Source organism: Bacillus pumilus (assembly GCF_009937765.1).
Lineage (GTDB): Bacteria > Bacillota > Bacilli > Bacillales > Bacillaceae > Bacillus > Bacillus pumilus_O.
In genome coordinates, this window is sequence record NZ_CP047089.1 from 432,015 (window position 1) to 453,248 (window position 21,234).

Annotated in this window: 20 protein-coding genes; 7 read left to right on the forward strand and 13 right to left on the reverse strand. The window is 41.6% G+C overall.

Features of this window, described 5'->3' with window-relative positions; all coding sequences use genetic code 11:
* Positions 1-132: 132 nt before the first annotated feature.
* Positions 133-903: an acetolactate decarboxylase gene (gene budA / locus GPS65_RS02135; RefSeq protein ID WP_012011502.1), complete on the reverse strand. Its 771-nt coding sequence runs from the start codon at positions 901-903 to the stop codon at positions 133-135.
* 35 nt (positions 904-938) lie between these two features.
* Complete coding sequence (gene alsS, locus GPS65_RS02140) at positions 939-2,639, reverse strand: acetolactate synthase AlsS (protein ID WP_161985306.1); 1,701 nt, start codon at positions 2,637-2,639, stop codon at positions 939-941.
* Positions 2,640-2,789: 150 nt separating this feature from the next.
* Here alsS and alsR point away from each other — a divergent pair, with 150 nt between their 5' ends.
* Positions 2,790-3,686 carry an acetoin biosynthesis transcriptional regulator AlsR gene (alsR, locus tag GPS65_RS02145; RefSeq protein WP_012011500.1) on the forward strand — a complete coding sequence of 299 codons (897 nt, stop codon included), beginning with the start codon at positions 2,790-2,792 and terminating at the stop codon, positions 3,684-3,686.
* 65 nt (positions 3,687-3,751) lie between these two features.
* Positions 3,752-4,354, forward strand: a complete 603-nt coding sequence (locus GPS65_RS02150; RefSeq protein WP_012011499.1) for a flavin reductase family protein — start codon at positions 3,752-3,754, stop codon at positions 4,352-4,354.
* A 37-nt stretch (positions 4,355-4,391) separates the two neighbouring features.
* Here GPS65_RS02150 and rbsB read toward each other — a convergent pair whose 3' ends face one another.
* The 9 genes from rbsB to GPS65_RS02195 all read right to left on the reverse strand — a co-directional run bounded on the left by rbsB (position 4,392) and on the right by GPS65_RS02195 (position 13,843).
* Entirely contained in the window at positions 4,392-5,309 is a 918-nt protein-coding gene (gene rbsB, locus GPS65_RS02155; protein ID WP_012011498.1) for a ribose ABC transporter substrate-binding protein RbsB, read from the reverse strand.
* 13 nt (positions 5,310-5,322) lie between these two features.
* Positions 5,323-6,276: a ribose ABC transporter permease RbsC gene (rbsC, locus tag GPS65_RS02160; protein WP_012011497.1), complete on the reverse strand. Its 954-nt coding sequence runs from the start codon at positions 6,274-6,276 to the stop codon at positions 5,323-5,325.
* Position 6,277: 1 nt separating this feature from the next.
* On the reverse strand, positions 6,278-7,759 hold the full coding sequence (locus tag GPS65_RS02165; protein WP_144473414.1) for a sugar ABC transporter ATP-binding protein: 1,482 nt from the start codon (positions 7,757-7,759) through the stop codon (positions 6,278-6,280).
* Between the two features lie 15 nt (positions 7,760-7,774).
* Complete coding sequence (gene rbsD / locus GPS65_RS02170) at positions 7,775-8,167, reverse strand: D-ribose pyranase (RefSeq protein WP_012011495.1); 393 nt, start codon at positions 8,165-8,167, stop codon at positions 7,775-7,777.
* The gene (gene rbsK / locus GPS65_RS02175) at positions 8,164-9,042 is read right to left on the reverse strand and encodes a ribokinase (protein WP_012011494.1); all 879 of its coding nucleotides are present in this window, start codon (positions 9,040-9,042) and stop codon (positions 8,164-8,166) included. Before rbsK ends, rbsD begins: the two co-directional genes overlap by 4 nt.
* Positions 9,039-10,025, reverse strand: coding sequence for a LacI family DNA-binding transcriptional regulator (locus tag GPS65_RS02180; protein WP_012011493.1), 987 nt, complete (start codon positions 10,023-10,025; stop codon positions 9,039-9,041). Before GPS65_RS02180 ends, rbsK begins: the two co-directional genes overlap by 4 nt.
* Positions 10,026-10,142: 117 nt before the next feature.
* The gene (locus GPS65_RS02185) at positions 10,143-11,285 is read right to left on the reverse strand and encodes a Ger(x)C family spore germination protein (protein WP_144455397.1); all 1,143 of its coding nucleotides are present in this window, start codon (positions 11,283-11,285) and stop codon (positions 10,143-10,145) included.
* The gene (locus tag GPS65_RS02190) at positions 11,275-12,372 is read right to left on the reverse strand and encodes a GerAB/ArcD/ProY family transporter (RefSeq protein WP_144455399.1); all 1,098 of its coding nucleotides are present in this window, start codon (positions 12,370-12,372) and stop codon (positions 11,275-11,277) included. The genes GPS65_RS02185 and GPS65_RS02190 overlap by 11 nt, the downstream gene beginning before the upstream one ends.
* Positions 12,362-13,843 carry a spore germination protein gene (locus tag GPS65_RS02195; RefSeq protein WP_144455401.1) on the reverse strand — a complete coding sequence of 494 codons (1,482 nt, stop codon included), beginning with the start codon at positions 13,841-13,843 and terminating at the stop codon, positions 12,362-12,364. Before GPS65_RS02195 ends, GPS65_RS02190 begins: the two co-directional genes overlap by 11 nt.
* 746 nt (positions 13,844-14,589) lie before the next feature.
* On the opposite strand from GPS65_RS02195, the gene pgsB reads away from it, so the two are divergent.
* From pgsB to GPS65_RS02215, 5 genes are all read left to right on the forward strand, one after another.
* Complete coding sequence (pgsB, locus tag GPS65_RS02200; protein ID WP_144455403.1) at positions 14,590-15,771, forward strand: poly-gamma-glutamate synthase PgsB; 1,182 nt, start codon at positions 14,590-14,592, stop codon at positions 15,769-15,771.
* 15 nt (positions 15,772-15,786) lie between these two features.
* Positions 15,787-16,236 carry a poly-gamma-glutamate biosynthesis protein PgsC gene (pgsC, locus tag GPS65_RS02205; protein WP_012011488.1) on the forward strand — a complete coding sequence of 150 codons (450 nt, stop codon included), beginning with the start codon at positions 15,787-15,789 and terminating at the stop codon, positions 16,234-16,236.
* An 18-nt stretch (positions 16,237-16,254) separates the two neighbouring features.
* A complete protein-coding gene (locus tag GPS65_RS02210) occupies positions 16,255-17,421 on the forward strand; it encodes a CapA family protein (RefSeq protein WP_088002335.1) in 1,167 nt (388 codons plus the stop codon).
* Complete coding sequence (edmS, locus tag GPS65_RS19245) at positions 17,418-17,588, forward strand: extrachromosomal elements maintenance protein EdmS (protein ID WP_003213661.1); 171 nt, start codon at positions 17,418-17,420, stop codon at positions 17,586-17,588. The genes GPS65_RS02210 and edmS overlap by 4 nt, the downstream gene beginning before the upstream one ends.
* A 107-nt stretch (positions 17,589-17,695) precedes the next feature.
* On the forward strand, positions 17,696-18,919 hold the full coding sequence (locus tag GPS65_RS02215) for a C40 family peptidase (RefSeq protein WP_144455405.1): 1,224 nt from the start codon (positions 17,696-17,698) through the stop codon (positions 18,917-18,919).
* A 56-nt stretch (positions 18,920-18,975) separates the two neighbouring features.
* Here the strand turns inward: GPS65_RS02215 and GPS65_RS02220 are convergent, their stop codons facing one another.
* Together GPS65_RS02220 and GPS65_RS02225 are read right to left on the reverse strand one after the other, a co-directional pair.
* Positions 18,976-19,857, reverse strand: a complete 882-nt coding sequence (locus tag GPS65_RS02220; protein ID WP_186299615.1) for a Cof-type HAD-IIB family hydrolase — start codon at positions 19,855-19,857, stop codon at positions 18,976-18,978.
* Positions 19,858-20,046: 189 nt separating this feature from the next.
* The gene (locus GPS65_RS02225; protein WP_012011484.1) at positions 20,047-21,012 is read right to left on the reverse strand and encodes an LCP family protein; all 966 of its coding nucleotides are present in this window, start codon (positions 21,010-21,012) and stop codon (positions 20,047-20,049) included.
* Between the last annotated feature and the right edge of the window lie 222 nt (positions 21,013-21,234).

A 21,234-nucleotide genomic window follows, 5' to 3' on the forward strand; every position in this document is an offset into this window, starting at 1 on the left:
TTGATATTTTAACACACTTTATTACGAATGGAATGTGTGTAATTTAATATACTAACGAAATGAATATCAATAAAGTGATGTATATTCCTTTCGCATAAAAAGACACCCCGGAATTACCGGGGTGTCTTTCTTTTATTGATCTGGGCTACTTTCTGCATTGGCAATTTGCTGTGCGAGGTCAGCTCGATCAATGTCTGCTTGGAAGAATTCCTGCGTGTTCGGCAGGTGTAAATTCATATGACGCTTTTGTGAAATTCGGATGGTCACTTGATCAACAGTGTAATCAAATACGTGTCCGCCAACACTTCGATCGTCATCAATGAAATGAAGATGATATCCACTCACCGCAATACCATGTGCATACTGAGGTGTACGGAAACCGGCGATTGTTCCTTGAATATCCTCGAAATCGAAGATGGGCTGTGACTTGACTGCTTCCACCATCGGAACGTAAGGTTTTTCCTGTTTTTCGACCGTACGTGTTTGAACCTTTTTGAATGTACCATCAATGCGGATCGCATAAAACACATTCTTACTCGGTAAAATGCGGTCGATTTCTTCTTCTAGCTCTTTGCTCGTCATGGCTGCATCAATTCGATGAACGATATCAGTTTCAAAGAATGCTAGAGAGCAGAAAGGCGAATAGTCTTGATCGGTAACTGGTGTCGCTGTTCCATCCGAGCGCAGTCGATAAAATGCGCCGTCAAAGCCGATCAGCTCTCCATCTAATTGATTGAATGTACCAATCCCGAAATCACCGTGCTCGGGAATTTGTGAAAGGGAGAAATCTCCATCATATACGGCTTCCAGCAAAGAGGTCATCGTCGATACTTGATAGACTTCTTGCTGTTTGTCATGTTGTCTTGTGTCGTTCTGTTGATTCATTGGGTGCATCATACCCATATCCGCTCACTCCTTTGGTGTAATGTATGGACAACTTATCTAACGTTCAATGTGTGTGTTTCACGAAAGACTTCTGGCCATTTTTGACTGGCGAGGTCTGGGTTGTCTTGATAGTCAATCGGAATATCAATAATAACAGGTCCTTCTATGTTTATACCCTTTTGAAGGACAGTTGAAAGCTCTTCAGGTGAGTTTACTCGTAATCCAGTCGCTCCAAAGCTTTCTGCATATTTCACTAAGTCGATCTGTCCGAATTCAACGCAGGATGTGCGGTCATATTTCATTTCCTGCTGAAATGCCACCATATCGTATGTGCTGTCATTCCAAACAAGGTGAACGAGATTTGTTTTCATGCGGACGGCTGTTTCTAGCTCCATTGCAGAGAAGAGAAAACCGCCATCACCAGAGACCGAAACGATCTTTTCATCTGGATTCAATATGGAAGCCGCAATGGCCCATGGTAAGGCAACGCCTAATGTTTGCATCCCGTTGCTCACAAGGAATGTGTTCGGCTCATAGACGCGGAAATGACGCGACATCCAAATTGCGTGAGACCCGATATCACAAGTGACCTTCGTGTCATCAGGAATCAAGCGTCTTAATGTATGAATGACATCCAGCGGATGAGATAGATGACTTTCTCTTTCTGGTGCTTTTTCAATGTCGCTTAACAGCTCCTGCAATTCAGTAACGAATTCAACTTGTTCTTTGCATAGAGAAAGTTGAACACTGTCATGGGCTAGATGTTTAATGGTTTCAGCTATATTGCCGACAAGCTCAAGTGCCGGCTCGTAAAAATGATCAATATCTGCCTGCATGTCATCGACATGGATGATCTGTCGCTGCTTCGGCTGAATATTCCAATGCTTTGGATCATATTCAATTGGATCAAAGCCGATGCTCAAAAGGACATCTGCTTGTTCAATGAGAAGATCTCCCGGCTGATTTCGGAATAAACCGATTCTGCCTACATATTGAGACTCAAGCTCTCTTGAGAGAACGCCGGCTCCTTGGTATGTTTCAACAAATGGAATTCCAAGTGTTTTCAATAATGTTCTTGTAGCCTTTGCAGCAGCTGGACGACTTGCTTTCATTCCCACAATGGCAACAGGTAAGTGTGCATTTTGAATTTTGGCGATAGCCGAGCTGATGAGAGCATCCGGTGCAGGACCTAGTTCTGGAGAAGGGTGAGCAGACACTGGTGTTTGTGTGGTGTGTTCTGTCACGACATCTTGTGGAAAGCTGATAAATGCTGCTCCAGCCTGCCCCTTTTGTGCCGCGCGAAAAGCATTTGTTAAGGCTTCGGGTATATTATGAACGTCTTGTACTTCAACACTGTATTTTGTGACTGGTTTGAATAATGCCGCATTGTCGAGTGATTGATGTGTTCGTTTGAGCCGATCAGCACGAATGACGTTTCCAGCGATTGCGACAACAGGGTCACCTTCTGTATTAGCTGTTAATAGACCTGTTGCTAAATTAGATGCGCCAGGACCTGATGTGACGAGACAAACACCTGGTTTGCCAGTTAAACGGCCGACAGCAGCTGCCATAAAGGCGGCATTTTGTTCGTGTCTGCATAGGACAAGCTCTGGACCTCTGTCTTTTAATACATCAAATACAGCGTCAATTTTTGCACCTGGAATCGCAAAAACATGGGTCACACCTTGAGCAATCAACGTATCAACAATCAATTCTGCTCCTCGTCTTGTTAGGGGTTGTGCTTGAGAATTCATTTACCCCGCACTCCTTTCGGCAAGTAAAATTTTTTATGAAAATATATTTTCATGATATGATTTACTATACATTTCAAAATGGAAAATTTCCAATATATGTTTAACGTGGTTTTAATATGTTTCACGAATAAGTGTGCGAGGGGTGAAAGGATGGAACTGAGACATTTGCAGTATTTTGTCACAGTAGCGGAGGAGCTGCATTTTGGCAGAGCAGCCGCACGGTTGAATATGACACAGCCTCCACTTAGTCAGCAAATTAAGCAATTTGAAGAAGAATTGGGATTTCCTTTGTTTCACCGGTCGAAGCGAGTAGTGGAGCTAACAGCTGCTGGAAAGGTCTTTTTACATGAGGTGCGGGGTGTGCTGCATCAGCTTGATAAAGCCGTTGATCATGCCCGGCATACAGCAAGAGGAGAGCTGGGAAAAATCATCATAGGGTTTGTTGGAACAGCGACATATGATATTCTGCCACCAGTTGTACGCGAATTCAGAGAGCTGTATCCCTCTGTCAGTATTGAGCTGGAGCAGCTTTCTGTTCCGCAGCAGCTAGGCGCGCTTTTAAATGGGGAGATTGATATCGGTTTTTTACATCCTACATCTCCTCATGAAGAACTGATCAGCCGTTTGATGAAGCAAAGTGAATGTATTTTTGCGATTCCGAAAAATCATCCGCTGGCGAAAAAAGAGGCGGTCACGATCGAAGATATTCGAAATGAACCGATTATTTCTTTATCACAGGAATCATGGCCGTCCCTTTATCAACACTTTGTCCTGCTATGTGAAAAGTACGGGTTTTCTCCAAATATCGTGCAGGAAGCGGCGGAATATCAAATGGTGATTGGCCTTGTCACAGCTGGGATCGGCATTGCGGTCATTCCGAAATCAGCCCGGCGTTTATTTAATCTAGATGTTGTGTATCGGTCGATTGAAGGTGAACAGCTTCTGGCAGAATGGACGATTTCCTATAGACGAGAAAATCATAATCCTGCTTTATTTCATCTTGTCCACCATATCCTGCATCGCACCGAGTCTGAATCAGAGGCATAGAAAAAGAGATATGGTATGATGTCGATACACCAAAAGGAGGCTTGTCTGAAGTGATTACGTTGCAAATGGATCAGCTATCACGAAAAGAAGCATATAAATTATTATCGGGTTCTATTGTTCCACGACCGATTGCGTTTATTACAAGTCTGTCTAAAGACGATATCGTCAATGCCGCACCATTTAGTTTCTTTAATGTCATCAGCGGACACCCACCGCTCCTCGCCGTTTCTATCGGACGACGAGAAGGTCAGATGAAAGATACAGCGCAGCATGTGATTGACAGGGGAGAATTTGTGGTCCATGTGAGTGATGAAGCGATAATAGAAGATATTAACGAAACAGCTGCTACGCTGCCACAGGAAGAGAGTGAGCTGGATCGAACCGGTCTTCATCAAGTACAGAGCCATGTCGTTTCAGTTCCGGGAATTCAGGAAGCACGTATTCGCTTTGAATGTCGGCTTGAAAAGCATCTTACCTTTCAAAATGATGAAGGGGAGATCACGGTCGATCATATCATTGGCCGGGTTGTGTGTGCGCATTTAGATGAGGCTGTGTATGATGCGGAAAAAGGTTATGTTTCGACTCATGAATTAAAGCCAGTCGCACGTTTAGCGGGAAATGATTACGCCCATTTAGGGACGTCATTTGTGCTGAAAAGACCAGAATAATAGGAAAAACCCCCGAGGGAAATCGGGGGTTTTGTGTTTATTTTTTCTGTTCTAGTTTCAGTGGTGCTGCGATGTTCTTTTCTACTTTTTTCCCTTTTAAGACGTCGCTTGCAGCACCGACTGCTAGTTTCCCGATCAACTCTGGCTGCTGGGCGACTGTGGCAGATAGTTTTCCTGCTTTGATTGAATTGAGTGCATCTTCGTTTCCGTCAAAGCCAACGACGAGAATGTCTTTTCCAGAGCTTTGAATTGCTTCTAGAGCGCCAAGTGCCATTTCATCATTGTGGGCAAAAACAGCTTTGATGTCAGGGTTTCCTTGAAGGAGGTTTTCCATGACATTCAATCCTTTTGTTCGGTCGAAGTCAGCCGCTTGTTTTGCTGTCACTTTTAGATCTTTATCTGCTATTTGGTGGAATCCTTTTCCGCGCTCACGTGTAGCAGAAGCGCCTGGTACACCTTCTAATTCAGCGACTTTGGCTCCTTTACCGACCTTGTCGATGATAAAATTGGCCGCCATTTCGCCGCCTTTGACGTTATCTGAGGCAACAAGTGCTTCTACTTTTCCGCTTTCAGCTGAGCGGTCTAATGTGATGACTGGAATATCAGAAGCATTCGCTGATTCAACAGCAGTCGATATAGCAGACGAGTCCGCTGGGTTGATAAGTAAGGCGTCGACCCCTTGCTGAATTAAATCTTCTACGTCACTTGTTTGTTTCGCTGAATCATTTTGTGCATCTGCAATGACAACTTCGATGCCAAGCTTTTTCGCTTCTTTTGTCACCCCGTTTTTGAGAGAAACGAAGAATGGGTTGTTTAAGGTCGAGATCGAGAGACCGATTTTGATGTCTTTTTTCTTCCCATCTTTTGTTGATTTGGCCCACTCTGGCGGTTCTAGCGAGCAGGCAGAAAGCATGAACAATGAGAGAGTCAAAATGAGAATGAGATATTTTTTCATAGCAGCTGCCTCCTTAAGCAGATTTCTTTCTGTCTAGTAGGACTGCAATCAAGATGACAATCCCTTTCACAACAGATTGATAGAATGATGAAACTCCAAGTAAGTTCATACCATTGTTCAAGACTCCGATGATGAGTACCCCGATGAGTGTGCCGACAATTCGTCCTCTTCCGCCGGACAGGCTTGTCCCGCCAAGTACAACAGCAGCAATGGCATCAAGCTCATAGGAGGTACCAGCTGTTGGTTGCGCAGAATTTAGACGAGATGTTAAAATGGCACCTGCTAAAGCAGACATGAAACCTGCCAATGAATAAATCATTATTTTTACGCGCGGTACTTTGATTCCTGAAATAAGTGCAGCTTTTTCATTTCCGCCGATGGCATATGTTCTTCTGCCGAAAGGCGTTTTATGAAGCAGTACCCATAGTACGATAAAGGTGAGAAGCATCGTGATCGCTGGAACAGGAATGCCTAAGAAATATCCGCGGCCGAATAACTGAAAGGCGTAGTTCGAGCCGAGTCCTGTAATCGGGTTTCCGTCTGTATAAACAAGTGTTAATCCTCTAAAAATGGTCATCGTGGCAAGTGTTGCGATAAAAGGAGCCATTTTTCCTTTTGTGATTAAAAGACCGTTGACCATCCCAAGAATAGCGCCGATGATACTGCCAACGATAATCGCTAAAATCGGGTCCATACCAGACACGATAAATCCGGCAGTCAGTGCACTAGAAAGTGCTAAAATGGCACCGACCGACAAATCAATTCCTCCGGTTAAAATAACAAATGTCATACCAAAGGCAATGAGGGCATTAATGGAGATTTGTCTCAGTAAGTTTAAGATGTTTAATGGCTCTAAAAAGGCCGGGTTTAAAATAGAAACAATGGCGACAAGGATGATGAGTCCTAAGAATGGCCCAAGCTTTTGCATGATGTTGTCAAATCGTCCATTTGAAGTAAGTGGTTTCATGTTACTTCCCTCCTGTAGCAAGTGTCATAATTCGTTCTTGTGTTGCGTCTGCTTTATTTAATTCTCCGCTGATGGTTCCTTCATGAATGACAAGCACTCGATCGCTCATCCCTAAAATTTCAGGTAGCTCAGAGGAGACCATTAAAATGGCAACACCTCGATCGGTCAGTTCATTCATTAACTGGTAGATTTCTCGTTTCGCTCCGACGTCGACACCTCTTGTCGGTTCATCTAAAATCAAGACCTTCGGCTGGATGCCGATCCATTTGGCGATGACGACTTTTTGCTGATTTCCACCAGAGAGACTGCGAGCAGAGATTTCAGAGGAAGCCGTTTTAATCGTCAATCTTTTGATAAGGAGGTCAACAAAATCCTGTTCGTTTTTTTTATCGATCAGTCCCTTTGGAGAGAAGCTTTTTAAGTTTGGCAGACCAATGTTTTCTCGAATGGAAGCATCCAGCATAAGTCCTTCATCTTTGCGATCCTCTGTAATAAAGCCGATGCCGAGCTTGACGGCATCACTTGGTTTTTTAATGACAGCCTTTTTTCCATGAACCCAGATTTCCCCTTGATCAAGAGAATCAAGACCAAACAGTGACCGCATCATTTCGGTCCTGCCAGCGCCCATTAAGCCTGCAATACCGACGATTTCTCCAGCTTTAACGGAGAAACTGATATCTTGAAATTGTCCTTTTCTTGTCGCTTGCTTTACCTCAAGGATCGTATCTCCTAGAGAAGGCGTTCTCTCAGGGTATCGATCTGTTAATTCGCGGCCGACCATTTTTTTGACGACCTCATGGAAATTCGTTTCAGGTATGGCTTTCGTATCGACCCTTTTCCCATCACGCATGATTGTAATCCGGTCGCAGATCGCAAAAATTTCCTCCATACGGTGAGAAATATAGACGATGGATACGCCTTCTTTTTTGAGAGATTCAATAACCTGAAAGAGTTTTTCAATCTCACGGTCTGTTAGAGCTGCCGTTGGTTCATCCATGATGATGACCTTCGCATCCGTCATTAATGCCTTTGCAATCTCAATCATCTGTTTTTGACCAACAGAACAGCTACCTGCCTCTTCATCAAGCGAGAGGTTCAAAGACAATCGGTCCAGCTGGCTTTGAGCAAGAACCTTCATTTTCTTTGTGTCTAGCAATCCAAACTTCGTATAGAGTTCTTTCCCGATGAATAGGTTTTCCAAGACGGTCATATCCGGCCATATGTTGAGCTCTTGATGAATAAAGGCGATACCGTGTTGTTCCGCTTCTTTCGGATTTTTGAAAGCGGTTTCTTTCCCGTCGATATGAATCGTTCCCTGGTCTAATGAATAAAGACCTGTGAGCAGGTTCATTAAAGTTGATTTTCCTGCGCCATTTTCACCCATGAGCGCGTGGACCTCACCTGTGACGAGGTCAAAGGAGACCCCGGAAAGAACGGTGTTTTTTCCAAAGGCCTTATGGATGTTATGCATCTCAATGTTCATATCTGGCTCCTCCTTTTAAAAGATGACACCGGCATGAAGAATGCAGTTTGCGTATGGGGTGGCTTCACCCGTGCGTATGACTGCTTTTGCCTGTTTGGTCATGTCTTTGAACGTCTCGTGGTCTACATCATGTAATGGTTTTGAGAACGCTTTCTTTAGAAATAGATGATCTCGCTCATTGGCTTCTTGGATTTCACTAGCCACCGTAATGTGTTCAACCGCCATTTCCTGAAGAAGGAGGGAGGTGACCTCCTGAAAAGATGGTGTGCCGATCGTTAATGATAGGTCGATTTTGACTGGACCTTCTGGAATAGGCAGGCCGCAATCTGCGATGACGATTGTATCTGTATGTCCAAGGTCAGCAAGTACCTTGGCGATATGGCTGTTTAGGATGCCGTTTTTTTTCATTTCTTTCTCTCCAGTTCTTCTCTTGTTGGCATGCCGCCTTGTGCACCGAACTTGGTGACAGACATTGATGCTGCAAGGTTAGCGAAGGCAAGTGCGTCATAGAGAGATTTGCCCTCTGTTAAGGCAACAGCCAAGGCTCCGTTAAAGGTATCGCCTGCTCCTGTTGTATCAACTGCTTCGACTGGAAAGCCTGGGACTAGCACTTCTTTCAATCCGTCAAAATATCGAACCCCATTTTTTCCTTCAGTAATCAGTAATTTGTTAGGGTATTGACGCAAGGCGTCTTCAATTGAGCGTCCATTAAACATGAGAACAGCTTCGTGCTCATTCGGTGTAATATAGGTAGCCTGGTCTAACACTTGCTGTGATACTTTGCGGGCAGGTGCAGGGTTTAAAATCACAGGGATTTCTTTTTTGCTGCAAATGGCGCAGACAGCTTCGACCGTTTCTTCAGGTATTTCCTGCTGAATGAGCACCATTCCAATATCATCTATTGTAGAAAGTGCTTCTCTTACATAGTCAGGAGTGACCTCGTTATTTGCCCCTTTGACCACGACAATGCTGTTATCACCTTCTGCTAAAATGATATGAGCCGTGCCGCTTTCCATTTCGGTAACCGGTTTCATATATGAGGTGCGAACCCCTTGATCTTGTAAATTGCTGAGAATATCTTGACCATAAGTGTCATCACCGACTCGGCCGATCATGTATACATCAGCACCGAGCCTTGCACTGGCGACTGCTTGATTGGCGCCTTTTCCACCTGGGACGGTTTTAAATGATTCGCCTAACACTGTTTCACCGGCATTTGGTCGTTTATTCGAAGTGACGACTAAATCCATAGAGCAGCTTCCTACTACGACAATATGACTCATTGTGAATCCACCTTTCTTGTTGTCTCTCGTTCAATAAAAGAGACGGGCATTTGGATAATTGGTTGATCTATCGGTTGTTTCTGAATCGCTTTCATTAACAGCTGCGCTGCTTCTTTTCCCATTTCATAGGCAGGCTGCCTAATCGTCGATAGGGAAGGGAAGAGCAGCTCACTTTGCGGAATATCGTCAAACCCAATGATTTGAACATCCTCTGGAACGGCTTTTCCGATCCGAAGGGCTTCATGTATGACTGCTGTTGCGACAATGTCATTACTGGCAATGATGCCATCTGTTTCAGGATACAGCTGGAAAAGAGCCTTAGCACTCTTGCGGGCTTCTTGAAAAGAAAACGAAGCATTAGACATCACATGGAAGTCGACGCCTTTTTCGGTTAGTACATCGAGTGCACCTTTGAATCGCTGCCTCGCTGTTTGAAGGTGGGCAGGTCCTTTCAGCAGTGTGATCTGCCTGCTACCGCGCCTAATTAATTCCATTGCGGCCATTTTCCCGCCAGTTGTAGCATCTGCAGATACAGAAGGTGCATGCGAGACGGTTCGATCTAAGAACACAACAGGCAATTCATCATCATTGTATATATCTGATTCGGGTTCATTTGTGACAGCGATGACACCGACCACTTGATTTTGTTTAAATGTTTGTAAATAAGCCAATTCTTTCTCTAGATCTTCATCACTGTTACCGAATAATAACCGAAAACCTTGCGCATGAATCTCATCCTCTACGCCTCTAGCAAGCTGAGGAAAGAAGGGGTTTGTGATATCAGGTAAGATCAAACCGATTAAGCGAGATTCTCTTTTGAAAAGGGATCTAGCCACTTCATTGGGAAAGTAGTTCAGCTCCTGCATCGCCTGTGTCACGCGGGTTTTCGTATCTGTATGGACATATCCAGTATCGTTCAGTACGCGTGAAACAGTGGCAACAGACACTTGTGCCGCTTTTGCAACATCTTTAATTGTAGCCAATGGAGTGCCTCCCTTCGTGAATGTGTAACCGTTTACAAAAATAGATTATCATGAAAGCTTTTAAATGACAATCTTAAAAAAATAAAAAAAGAAAAGAAAGATGACTTCTTCCTTTTCTTAACTAATAATCCCTGTTTGTGTAATATTGACTTTGATTTTTGGGATGATTTTTACATTTGGGTATTCGGTAACCCAATTCATTTTCATATATTCATCATAGTGTTTTACCCGATATTTTCTGCCAAGGCTGAGTACATCAGAGTTTGCTTCTTGCAGAACAGCTACCACTTTTTCTGCTTCTTTTGTCAAAATTTCAGAAAGCCTTTTGTTGAGTATTTCAATATTTTTATCTGTGTTTAAATTATCTTTCGGGTACTCAAGGACAGAGGTCGTAAATTCATACTCAAGAGAAAAGGTTAAGTTTTGATGGTCAGGATTGACAATGTTGATATCTCTATTTGAATCTGTCACTTGAATGGTCATGTAATTGTTCTCCTTTGATTTCATATCACTTCTTACTTTTTTAGTGAAGTTTGCATAATTGCCCATTTTTCCGTCCATGACAGTAAGAAGAACGGCATCTTGTCCGTACAGTTCACCTTTCTTTTTCTCATTATCAAATAAGGCGACGCCTTTTACACTCGTTAGTTTTTTCTCTTGATCATAGTGAAGTAAAGGCAGTGTGAAATCCTCCCCAGTTTGCAGCATTTTGGAACGAATGCTTTGTATGTTTTTCGGTGCTACTTGGGAGGATCGAGATGCCGTGGTGATAAGGTTATTTAAATAATCACTCACAATGAGCTTCTCCTTAAGGAGCTCATTGATTAATTCCACACAGCTGCCCCCCTGTACCACTGCAAGATTTGTGAGCAAAGGACTTTTTGGATCTCTATAAAACATATCTAAGTAAGGGAGAATCTGATTTTGAGCAAATTCATCACCAATGAGCATGACCCGCATTTTGGACATATCAATTTTTTGATCGACAATCCGGCTTAAGTTGGTTCTTGCTTTTCTTAATGTAGGAGCTTCCGTTGTGAGTAGAGTGGTTAAATAGTTGTCTGAATTTCCTTGCTCCATACTTTGAGACTGCTGGACTTTACGATAGGTGATGGAAAATTTCGCATTGCCGTCTTCGCCTTGATCAACTGCAGACGTTAACACAAGAGAGATGTTTTTTAATAAGTTTTGATCCCAGCAGCCAGGCATGAAGATTAGAGACATACACATGAGGAGCGTCAGCAAAAAACTATGACGCATGTGATTTCACCTTCCCTTTGCGATGTTTGATAAAGATGATGATGGCCATAATGATCGGAAGTGTGTAAATGACCGAGATCTGAGCAATAGTTGTAAAGTCGTTAAAGCGCTGTATTCTAAAGTTATCGTTTGCGAGGAAACAGCTAGATGCGTAAATAAAAATAGCAAAATAATAGATATACTTTTTATGCTCTTTTTTCTTAAGAAGGCTCGCTAGGCCGTTGGCACAGAAGTAAAGATAATTGCTGAGTGTGGCAAGAATAACAAACACCCAGAAACTAAGAAAAATTAAATCTGTTCGTTCAATTATTCCAAATGTAACGGTCTTTAATAGATAAAGCACAGGATTTGGAATAATATCAAGCTCAATCGGGCTGAAGAACATAAAACAAATCAATGTAATAAATAGGTAGAAAAGTGTCGTGCATATATTTGAAATGGTCATGACCTTATAGCGTTCCTTGATGGTGCCTTTCATGAAAGGAGAGATGATGAGAATCATCTCAAAGCCGTTCATTGAGAGTACCACATCTTTCAATCCAAGCTGAAACTGAGACAGGTCCGTCTGGAAGAAAGGCATAAGGTAGTCAATATTGGTTCCTTTTAATGAATAGAACATGAGTAAAGACAGCATGAGCAAAAAAGGAGTCAAGATAAAGTTAAATCTGACGATCGCTGTGATTTTTTCTTTTGCAATATAGATAATACAGATCATCAGTAATAAATTAATCACCCAGTTTGGCGTAAGTGGCAGTACCCATATTCCAAGTATTCTGGTGAAAATCGACAGAACCACAATACAGACCGAGGCAAAATATATGGTATACAGTCCGATCAAAATTCGTCCTATCCATTTCCCATAGACTTTGGTTAATGCTTGGAAGAACGAGATGTCAGGATATTTCTGAATGATGTAAATAAATATGGTATTGATGATTTGAATAAAAACACCCGCTAAGATGATCGCCATCCACCCATCGTGCCCCATATCCTTCATCAGCAGATGAGGAAGCGCTAAAATCCCTACACCAATTTGAGATTGAATGAGAAAAAAGACCGCTTGAGATGAGGATATTTTATTTTTCATTTTTCTTTTCCCATCCTCTCAATTGTTCAATTTGTTTTTTCTTTTTCGGATTTAAATAGACAGGACGCTGTTTGTACATCCACATAGGTAGTCGAATGATGGTGTCCTTTAAATCCTGCCAGTTAAAAGGTGTAACAGGTGATAAGTACGGTACACCTAAAGATTCTAGGCGGCATAAATTCATGAGGACGATGGCAAGGCCAAATGAAATACCGATAAAGCCAAACATTGAAGCCATGAACATGAGCGGAAAACGCAGCATCCTAATGGTAGCCGTCATTTCAATTGAAGGAAGGATAAAGGAAGCAACAGCAGTCACGGCAACGACAACAATAAGAACATTCGAGATAAGTCCTGCTTGTACTACCGCATCCCCAATGACCAAACCGCCTACGATCCCAATGGTCTGCCCGACGGGTTTTGGCAGACGCACACCAGCTTCCCGTATGAGTTCAATGGTAATTTCCATTAGCATGGCTTCTATTAAAGGAGGGAAGGGAATCCCAATAATAGAGTTCTTCATCGTAATGGCGAGTTCATCAGGGACCACCTCATAATGAAATCCAATCACGGCGATATAAAAAGATGGCAGGATGACTGCGATGATGCAGGCAAGATAACGCAAAACACGAATAAATGTAGCTGGTATCCAGCGGCTATTATAATCATCTGGTGATTGAAAGAAACTAAAGAACGTGATAGGTAGAATGATGGCCATTGGACTTCCATCCATCAATACAACAATTCTGCCTTCAAGGATGGCAGATCTGACTTTATCTGGACGTTCAGTGTCAATCAGCTGCGGGAAAATAGAGAATGAATCATCCTCAATGGCTTCAACGACAGACCCAGGACTGAGCAGTGTGTCTACTTTAATAGAAGAAATTCGTCTGTTCACTTCTTCTATCTTTTCTGGATTGGCAATATCGGAAATATAAATTGTGGCAAGCTTTGTTTCTGATTTTGTACCGACCTTATGATACTGGATAGCGAGCTTCCGATCATTTAAGTGAGAACGCAGCAAATATAAATTCGTATCCAAACTTTCCACAAATCCATCATGAGCACCCGCAATGATGCTTTCTGAAGAAGGTTCTGAAATAGAACGCAGAGGAGGCTGCCCAACGGTAAACAATTTGATCTGCGAGGCATTTTCTTCAAGAAAGGCAATACTTCCTGCAATGATGCTGTCTGTAATCAGCGTCAAGTCACCAGTTTCGAGTGTGCTAAGAGATTTTGTATAATCCTGCTTTCCAGGTGGTCCTAACAAGTTGCCGATAATGAAATCATTTAGCTTGCCTTCATCTACTCTTGTTTTAATAAAAAACAAAACAGATTTCGTTTCATTCACCATTAGCTCCCGGTATTCAAAATCCCCACTTTGCTGAAATGTCTTTTTCAGAATTCTGATTTTTTCCTCGAAGCTCCCTGATAAAAAATGTAAGCGTGTTTGCTCATTGGCGTTTGGCATCTTTAGCCTCCTCTCACAGTTTTTTATTCATAGTGTGAGCGGAGAGACCGATTTTATTCGTCATCTTAGGTGAAAGCATGACATAAGCTGACAACTTTCAACTAAAATCATATTAAAAATGTTAAGAAATGATGAATGTTGATAAAAACAAATGAATAATGTTTCATTGTTTAGGTCATAAGGATCGAATATCGTAAAGAACAGGCATTTCAAAATGATCAATAGTTTACATATTATCCTAATTTTTTGTGACCTTAAAATAAGCATATGGCTTGATTTTTTTAGAGGTGACCTTTGTCATAGGTCAACGCATCGCTTTCTGACGGATGAGGATGACTTTCTAACCTGTTCCTTCAAAAAACAAAAACATTCCAAAACACGCACTATTCATTTAAAGCGCTGATATGACAGAAGTTATAGAGTTTAAAAGGCTTTAAAACATTGATTCAAAATACATCTTAACAATTGTCAAAAAATTTAGGGAGAAAAGGACAAAAGATTTTTCGATGCTTGATGGTAACGCTTACTATTGATTGAAGTCAAAATTCAGGCTCTTTTTTGTCAGTCTTTTGACCTTTTCATTTAAAGACGAGCTAGGTCAATCCACCTTCTGATTAGAGGAATTTGGCATACGAGGAAGTGAAAGATTATGTTACATAATACCGATTGTGATTTTATGCTGAACCTATATACTGTTGATTGAATTTACATATCACACTCATAAAAAAAGGAGATGTAGATAAGCGATGTGGTTAATCGTTATAGCCTGTGTCATCATGTTAGGGATTGGCTTTATTGAAAAGAAGCGTCACCAGAAAAATATCGATGCCCTACCGGTGCGCGTCAATATTAATGGTATTCGCGGAAAGTCTACCGTTACAAGATTGACAACCGGTATCTTAATGGAGGCAGGTTATAAAACTGTCGGCAAAACAACGGGAACAGATGCAAGAATGATTTATTGGGATACGCCAGAGGAGAAACCGATTAAAAGGAAACCGCAAGGACCGAATATCGGTGAGCAGAAGGAAGTTATGAGAGAAACTGTTGAAAGAGGAGCAAATGCCATCGTCAGTGAATGTATGGCGGTCAATCCAGATTACCAAATTATCTTTCAGGAAGAGCTGCTTCAAGCGAATATTGGCGTGATCGTAAACGTTCTTGAAGATCATATGGACGTCATGGGGCCGACACTTGATGAAATAGCAGAAGCCTTTACAGCGACAATTCCTTACAATGGACACTTGGTTATTACGGATAGTGAATATACGGATTTCTTTAAAGAGATTGCGAAAAAACGCAATACAGAAGTCATTGTTGCAGATAATTCCAAGATTTCTGATGAGTATTTACGGAAATTTGAGTACATGGTCTTCCCAGATAATGCCTCACTTGCACTTGGTGTTGCACAGGCATTGGGAATTGATGAAGATACAGCATTCCGTGGAATGTTAAATGCGCCACCTGATCCAGGAGCGATGAGAATTCTTCCATTAATGGATGCGAAAACTCCTGGACACTTTGTAAATGGTTTTGCGGCAAATGACGCATCATCTACATTGAACATTTGGAAGCGTGTGAAAGAAATTGGATATCCAACAGATGAACCGATTATTATCATGAACTGCCGTGCGGATCGTGTAGATCGAACGATCCAGTTTGCGGAGGATGTACTTCCTTATATTGAAGCAAGTGATCTCGTTTTAATTGGTGAAACAACAGATCCAATTGTAAAGGCATATGAGGATGGAAAAATTCCGGCTGACCACTTACACAACCTTGAATATCAATCTACAGAAGAAATTATGAAAATGCTTGAGAAAAAGCTTCATAATCGAGTGGTTTATGGAGTCGGCAATATTCATGGTGCCGCTGAACCGTTAATCGAAAAAATTCAAGAATACAAAATTAAGCAGCTTGTCAGCTAGGAGGAAATATAGAAAATGTTCGGATCAGATCTTTATATCTCGTTAATTTTAGGTGTTCTACTTAGTTTAATCTTTGCAGAAAAAACAGGAATCGTACCAGCTGGACTTGTTGTACCAGGTTATCTAGCGCTTGTATTTAACCAGCCAGTTTTCATTTTAGTTGTCTTATCTGTCAGCTTGCTTACGTATGTCATCGTTCGCTTTGGTCTATCAAAATTTATGATTTTATACGGACGCAGAAAGTTTGCTGCGATGCTGATTACAGGGATTGCCTTAAAGCTTGTCTTTGATTTCTTCTATCCAGTGGTCCCATTTGAAATAGCAGAATTCCGCGGAATCGGTATTATCGTTCCTGGATTGATTGCAAACACGATTCAAAAGCAAGGTCTTACGATTACCCTTGGGAGCACGTTACTTCTAAGTGGTGCAACATTTGCCATCATGTATGTTTACTATCTATTTTAAGATAAGGTGTGTCCAATGATGAATAAAAAATTGAGCTTTCAGGAAAAGCTGCTGAAAATCACAAAGAACCAAAAGAAAAAAACGAATAAACACGTACTGATTGCTTTGCCGATCGTCATTGCTTGTACATTTCTATTTACATTTATCGGGCAAGCAAAAGTGCCAACTGTACAAAAGAACCCAGAAAACATCCTGACCGCTTCGTTTGTCGGTGACATTATGTTTGGAAGAAACGTAGAGAAAGTAACTGACCGTTATGGAAAACAGCATCTCTTCCGCTATGCCAAACCATACTTTGATGTATCAGATTATGTGACTGGTAACTTTGAACATCCAGTCGCATCAGATCAAGAACAAGCGGCGCAAAAGAATATTCATTTAAAAACAGATGAGGATTCTGTCAAAGCGTTGAAGGATTTGAATTTCTCTGCATTAAACTTTGCGAATAACCATGCGGCAGACTATGGTGAAAAAGGGCTAAACAAAACAATTGATGCCTTTGAACAAGCGGACATGGATTATACAGGCGCAGGCCGTAACCTTCAGGATGCGAAGCAGAACATTTCGTATAAAGAAGTAAATGGTGTCAAAATCGCTACACTCGGTTTTACAGATGTGTATGGGAAAAATTTTAAAGCAACGAATCGCAAGGCAGGTATCTTGCCAGCCGATCCATCTATCTTTATTCCGATGATTTCGCAGGCTGCTGAAAAGGCAGATGTCGTCGTTGTTCATGCTCACTGGGGACAGGAGTACAACAATGAGGTAAACGATAGACAAAGAGAATTGGCAAGAGCGATGTCAAAAGCTGGTGCTGATATCATTATTGGTGCTCATCCGCATGTTCTTGAGCCAATGGAAGTCTATAACGGCACGGCGATCTTCTATAGCTTAGGAAACTTTATTTTTGACCAAGGCTGGTCAAGAACACGTGATTCTGCACTTGTTCAGTATCATCTGAATGAAGATGGAAAAGCGACATTTGAAGTTGTCCCAATGTACATCAAAGAAGCAACACCTGCACCAGTTAAAGCAGGATCATTTGAATCAAAATCCATTATCCGTATGCTGACAAATGGTACGAATGCGGATTGGAAAGAAAAAGACGGACACATTTTCTTTGAAGTAGATCACGCTGATAAAGTTAAACACTTAAAAGAAAACGGAGGGAAAGAGAAGAAATGAAATTTCTAAAAGCCAGCTGGCCGTTTGTTGCGTTAATTTTAGTCTTTGTCTTTATGTCTGCTTTTAAATTTAGTGACAGCCTCACAGATCATGAAAAACAAAAGATCTCGGTTGAAATGCAGAAAATTGAACAACAAAAACAGTCAAAAACGGAAGCAAGTAAATAACTTTAACGAGCATAGAGGGCACGCATTGCGTGCTCTTTTTTGTCGAAAAAAGGTGTAAAAGGTGAGGTGTCATGCCGAAACTATAGAAGAAAGGAGGGGAAAAGATCATGAAATGGAAAGGAATAGTGATTGGTGGGTGTGCGCTCGTAGGGCTGATGTTCATGTCTCAATCAGAAGCAGCTACTCAAACAGCATCTCCTTTGCAACAAGCGGAAAAGTTGATTGGAACACCCTATCATAAAGGAGGAACCGATCCAAAAATGGGCTTTGACGCATCAGGGTTTACTCAATATGTGTACAAGACATCAGGTGCATTTGATTTGCCTCGTAAGGTGATCGACCAGTATCAGATTGGGAAAAAGATATCATGGGACAAAGCCCAGCCTGGTGACCTCGTATATTTTCGCAGCTTAGAAGAAACAAAAGATATCCCGACACATGTGGCGTTGTACGATGGTAACGATCAGATCATTCACATCACACTTAGTCAAGGTGTGGTGAAAACGGACGTCAGTAAAAGTAAATACTGGACGGACCGGTTTTATGCAGTCAAACGACTTCCAGGCACACCGGAAATCTCGGATCATCGTCTAGTGAAAGATGCGATGAAATATTTAGGTATTCCTTATGTATTTGGTGCAGCAGACCCTAAGAGTGGCTTTGATTGTTCAGGCTTTTTACAATATGTATTTGAAAAATCACTAGGGATTTATTTACCTCGAAGTGCTGAACAGCAGTGGATGGTTGGAGAAAAAGTGGCATTAGATGATATACGTCCTGGGGATTTTGTCTTTTTTAGCAACACATACAAGCCAGGTATTTCTCATGTAGGGATGTATATTGGCGGTGATCGTTTTATTCATGCGAGCCGTTCGGAAAGTGTAACGATTTCTTATTTGTCTGAATCGTATTGGCGCGAAAAATGGACAGGTGCAAAACGATTAACAGAGCTGAAATTAGCAAAAGAAAATCCGATTGTCTCAAAAGCCGCTACGTATATTGGTGAAGTTCCTTATGTCAAAGGTGGGACGAATCCAAAGCAAGGCTTTGACACAGCAGGGTTCACACAGTACGTATATCGAGAAGTACTTGGTATTGAGCTGCCTCGCTATGCATCAGGTCAAGTCAAGACAGGTACCCCTGTGAAGCGGTCGGAGCTGAAGCCGGGAGATCTTGTTTTCTTTAATGGAACGTCATTGATGCCGGCGATTTATGCAGGATCAAACCAAGTTATTCATGTGACCGTCTCAAATGGTGTCGTGCTCACGAATATGAAAACAAGTACGTACTGGAAGGATAAGTATGAGATGGCTGTTCGAATTCAAAAATAAAGAAAAAGCCCGATCAATGCTCGTATCGGACTTTTAGATTTCTCTCTAGGCGCTGATCAGACGAGCGTCTTTTTTTCGTGGAATTGATTTTTTAAAAGCAGATCAATAAAGTAAGCAACACCGTCTTCATGATTGCCTTTTGTCATGTAAGTGCTCTTTTCTTTAATGACATCGACTGCATTCCCCATAGCAATGCGGTGGCCTGCTTCCTCAAACATGGATAGATCGTTGGGGCTGTCGCCTATTGCATAAATATGTGAGCGGTCTACGCCATAATGAGCTGCGAGTTTTTTCAGGGCATGTCCTTTCCCAGACTCTTTTGGAAGTACCTCAATGATATGTTTTCCAGAAGAGGTCAATGAAAGCTCAGGCATTTCTGAGAGGAGATCTCGTGCTTCCTGTAATTTATTCATATCAAATGAGAAGCAGAGTAATTTATAGGTCGCTTCATTCGACTCAAAAATCTGACGAATATCATCCACTGGTTTGATGCCAAATTGTTTGAATTGAGTCATTGCCCCTTCCCATAAATCAGCTATATCTTCATTTGGATTCGCGCTTTTGATCACATCAAATTCTGCTTTCAGTTTCTCTTTTCCATCAAAAGGAGAGAGGAGCGCATCGTCCGTGTAAACCTCAAAGTAAATGTTTCTTTCTACTAATGCTTTAGCCGCTCGTTTTCCTGCTTCTTGGCCAAGTGTGATACGGCTGAAAAGTTCATAACCTTCTGTATGAACGGTTCCGCCGTTTGCTGCAATAATGGGGATGTCCAAATCACCCAGCAGTTCCTTCACATCAAAAGTCGCCCGCCCTGTACAGATGGTGACAATATATCCCGCTTCCTTCGCGCGGATCAATGCCTCCCTGTTTTGAGCAGATATTTCACTTTTTGTATTTAAAAGTGTACCGTCTAAATCAATCGCAATCATTTTTTTCATCGCTGTCAAATCCTCCTTCATGCATGCAATCGCCTCTTCAAAGTATGTACGATTTCTTTCATTCTCATGAGCAATACGATGCTTGTTCCTCTCTATCAAGGCTAAACAAAAATGATCGAATGATCAAGGAAATAAGCCAAGGGGAGAGATCTCAACAATCAAAAAGCGCCCCTTAGGGACGCTTTCTGTTTATGATAATTCAAGCTGCTTCTTCAATTCAGTCTTCACTTCGTTTAGCTGATTTTGATCCAATTGGAAATAATAAACTCCGTTTGGCTGGTAATCAGAGCCTTTCAGCTGAATGGTATCCATCGATTTCAATGACGTTAGAAGCGGGAAAAGCCCGACTAGTTCTTTCATCGAAAGGTTGGTCGCGACATTATCACCAAGTGTATCAATGATATTGTCATATGACGGAATAGACGTTAACGATTTTGATTTATCAAAAATGGCTTTTAATACTTCCATTTGACGCTGTCCACGTAATAAATCGCTATCTGCTTTTCGTGTTCTCACATACGCGAGAGCTTGATCACCGTCTAGCGTATGAGTTCCTGTTTGAAGCTGTACCTTACCTTTTGTATCTTTTAGAACCTGTTTGACGACATAATCATCCTTCACGTTAATAGAAACCCCGTTTAGTTCATTAACGATCTCTTTAAATGCTTTGAAATTACTTTGGATCACAAAATCAACTGGAATATCTAGTAAATTTTCTACTGTACTTAAGGTTAAATCTGCACCGCCAAATGCGTGTGCATGTGTAATTTTGTCATAGCCATGCCCTGGAATATTCACGTATGAGTCCCTTGGAATGCTTAATAATTTTACGGTCTTATTTGTACGATTGACGGTTGCTAAGACCATCGCATCGCTTCGTGCTTGTTTCACTGTTTCACCCGGTCTGCTGTCAATACCAAGCAATAAGACAGAAAAGCTGTCTTTCCCAGGATCGAATGCTTCAATCCGTTTGACAGATTGAGCGCCGCGATCTAAAGATACTTGTGCTTTTTTTGCAGCGCTAGTCACTTTGTAGTAGGCATAGCCTGTGACAGAAGCGGTTGTCAGTAAAAGAATACCGACTATAAATAGAGTGACTTTCACCCACGGTTTTAAACGCTTTTTTCCTTGGCGTTTGCTTCTTGATTGATCCATATATTTAAACCCTCGCTATGATTTTTATAGTAAAGATGTCCTTCTTTTTGCTTACAAACTAAAACAAATATACCTTAAAACGGGATATAGTGCGACATTTTTTTCACTAACGCTTAATTGACGTATCCTTATCGTAAAAAGTTTCAATAATACGCAAATGAAATATATTTGTCATAAAACATCGAAATGTTTGAAGTGACAGAAAGTGAGGAAAATGATTTT